The sequence below is a fragment of the Mesorhizobium sp. M7A.F.Ca.US.006.04.2.1 genome (assembly GCF_004022915.1).
Classification (GTDB): domain Bacteria; phylum Pseudomonadota; class Alphaproteobacteria; order Rhizobiales; family Rhizobiaceae; genus Mesorhizobium; species Mesorhizobium ciceri.
The window spans coordinates 1-2,884 of sequence record NZ_RZQA01000822.1 but is presented as its reverse complement, the minus strand read 5'-3'; the positions used below and the strand labels follow the sequence as shown (position 1 = coordinate 2,884).

Below are 2,884 nucleotides of genomic sequence, written 5' to 3'. Positions count from 1 at the left end.
TTTCATAGTCGGGCGGGAAGATGCGGATGCGGTTTGTGTGCTTGGGATTGTCCGGCGGCAGGACGAACACCGATTCGGACAGGTTGAATTCGCGCGCGATGGCCTGCATCGCGGCCGTGTCCAATCCCTTGCTGTCCAGCACGACGGCCAAAGGATTGCCGGCCAGTCGCTCGGTCGTAAACACATCGTAAAGCAAGTAATTCCGGGTTTTCATTCCTGCCTCAATCCCAACATGGGCGAAATTTAATTTGATATTTGAACCGGTAAGCCTGATCTGTGCACAGATAGGGACATTGCGCATTATAGGGGTCCAGCGTGGACCAGATTGTCAATCTGCCAAAGACGGAATCGGATTCCGCCATCGAGACGGCGCTTGGGCTCGACCAGACAGGCCGGCGCAGATCGCGCCGTCGTGGGTGGCTCTATGCGTTGCTGGCGCTGATCGTGCTCGTCGCCGCGCTTGGCGTCTATCAATGGTATGCCGGCTCGCCGGCCAGGATTGACTACACCACAGTGCCTGCCGCCAAGGCCGACCTCACAGTCGCGGTGTCGGCGACCGGCACGCTGCAACCACTCACCCAAGTCGATATTTCAAGCGAACTGTCCGGCATCATCCGCTCGGTCTCGGCCGAGGAGAACCAGCAGGTCAAGAAGGGTGACGTGCTGGCGACACTCGACACGGTGAAACTCGAAGTCCAGATCGAGCGCGCCGAAGCTTCGGCCAAGGCCGCCGCCGCCAATGTCGAGGACGCCACGGTTACGCTGGCCGAAAACGAGAAGGCGCTGGTGCGCGCCGCCGAACTGACCAGGCGCGGCATGGCGACCGACCAGTCGCTTGAAGCAGCAACCGCCACGCGCGACCGTTCCAAGGCAGCTCTAGACAGTGCGCAGGCCAACCTCGCCATCGCCCAGGCCGACCTCAAGGCGCAGCAGACCGACCTTGCCAAGAGCACCATCTATGCGCCGATCGACGGCATCGTTTTGACGCGCTCGGTCGATCCCGGCCAGACGGTCGCCTCCTCGCTGCAGGCGCCGGTGCTGTTCATCATCGCCGCCGATCTCAGGAACATGGAACTGGTGGCGGCGGTCGACGAGGCCGACATCGGTGCGGTCAAATCCGGCCAGCATGCCCGCTTCACCGTCGATGCCTTCCCCGAGCGGCCGTTCGATGCCGAGATCCGAGACATCTCCTATGCCTCGGTCACCACTGACGGCGTCGTCACCTACAATGCGCGGCTCGAGGTCGACAACAACGAGCTGCTGCTGCGGCCCGGCATGACCGCCACCGTTTCGGTCGTCACCAAGCAGGCCAAGGACGTGCTCACCGTACCGGCCACCGCCTTCCGCTATCGTCCTGCCCAACAGGCCGCACGCGGCTGGAGCCTCAGCGACCTGTTCACCGGCCGCATGGGCCGCCCCGGCGGCAACCGCCAGCGCCAGGCCGCCACAGTGCCCACCGACGGCTCGCGCACGCTCTATGTGCTGGAGAACGGGCGTCCGCACCCGGTCAACGTCAAGATCGGCTCGACCGACGGCGAACTGACCGAGATCATTTCTGGCCTCGACGAAGGCGCACAGGTCATCACCGCGTCGCAGCAGCGGAGCTGATACCGTGGCTGCCGGTGCTGCCCTCATCACCTTCGACAAGGTCTGGAAGAGCTATGGCCAGGGCGAGGCCAAGGTGCATGCGCTGGCCGGCATTGACCTCGCCATCCGGCGTGGCGAATTCGTCGCCATCATGGGGCCGTCCGGCTCCGGCAAGTCGACGGCGATGAACATCATCGGCTGCCTCGACACGCCGACGGCCGGAACCTATTCCTTCATGGGCATCGACGCCGGCCGCCTCGACCGCAACCGCCGCGCCATGCTGCGCAACCTCTATGTCGGCTTCGTCTTCCAGGGTTACAATCTGCTGGCCCGCACCACGGCGGCCGAAAATGTCGAACTGCCGCTGATCTATCGCGGCGTGGCCGCCCGCGAGCGCCGCGACCTTGCCATGCAGGCCCTGGCGGAGGTCGGCCTTGTCGGCCGCGAGCACCACACGCCGGCCGAACTGTCCGGCGGCCAGCAGCAGCGCGTGGCGATCGCGCGCGCCATCGTCACGCGGCCGACGCTGCTCGTCGCCGACGAGCCGACCGGCAATCTCGACACCGCCCGCACGCACGAGATCATGGAGTTGCTGACGCGGCTCAACAAGGAGCTTGGCCTAACCATCGCCATGGTCACCCACGAGGCCGATGTCGCCGACTATGCCGAACGCACCATCCGCTTCCTCGACGGCCACGTCGCCTCTGATTCCAGGAAGCTGGAGATCGCACAACCATGATCTGGGAAACCGTCCGCCTGTCGCTGCGCTCGATCCGCCGCAACGTGCTGCGCTCGTTCCTGACCTTGCTCGGCATCGTCATCGGCGTTGCCGCCGTCATTGCCATGCTCACCATCGGCTCGGGCACCACGCAGAAGGTCAAGGCCGACATCTCCAAGCTCGGCAGCAATCTGCTGGTCGTCCGCTCCGGTCGCCCGGCCGGTCCCGGTGGCCCGGGCGGGCTCGACCAGGTGGTGCGTCCGCTGGCCGAAAAGGAGCTGGCGGCGCTGGTTGCGCATCTGACTGGCGCCCGCGCCATTTCGCCGGCTTCGCAAAAGCAGGTCCGGGTCATCTTCGGCACCGAGAGCCTGACCTCGGGCGTCACCGGCACCGACAGCGCCTATCTCGATGCGCGCGACTGGAAACTGGTGTCGGGCCGCCCGTTCAGCGATTCCGAAACCCGCTCGGGCACCGGCGTGTGCCTGATCGGCGAGACGGTGCGCCAACAATTCTTCGGCGCTGGCGATCCCGAGGGCGAGATCATCCGCGTCAACCGCACCTCCTGCAAGATCATCGGCC

4 protein-coding genes are annotated in these 2,884 nt (G+C 65.2%); 3 read left to right on the top strand and 1 reads right to left on the bottom strand.

The annotated features are described in order from the left end of the window. The coding region (locus tag EN925_RS30615) for a PhzF family phenazine biosynthesis protein (RefSeq protein WP_164894490.1) at window positions 1-214 on the bottom strand (214 nt) is incomplete at its 3' end. A 101-nt stretch (window positions 215-315) separates the two neighbouring features. Here EN925_RS30615 and EN925_RS30610 point away from each other — a divergent pair. From EN925_RS30610 to EN925_RS30600, 3 genes are all read left to right on the top strand, one after another. Then, window positions 316-1,608, top strand: coding sequence for an efflux RND transporter periplasmic adaptor subunit (locus EN925_RS30610; protein ID WP_127369570.1), 1,293 nt, complete (start codon window positions 316-318; stop codon window positions 1,606-1,608). Between the two features lie 4 nt (window positions 1,609-1,612). Continuing rightward, the gene (locus EN925_RS30605) at window positions 1,613-2,326 is read left to right on the top strand and encodes an ABC transporter ATP-binding protein (RefSeq protein WP_027160565.1); all 714 of its coding nucleotides are present in this window, start codon (window positions 1,613-1,615) and stop codon (window positions 2,324-2,326) included. Continuing rightward, window positions 2,323-2,884 (top strand): ABC transporter permease (locus EN925_RS30600; RefSeq protein WP_164894489.1); only part of this gene is annotated, 562 nt, incomplete at its 3' end. The genes EN925_RS30605 and EN925_RS30600, both read left to right, overlap by 4 nt.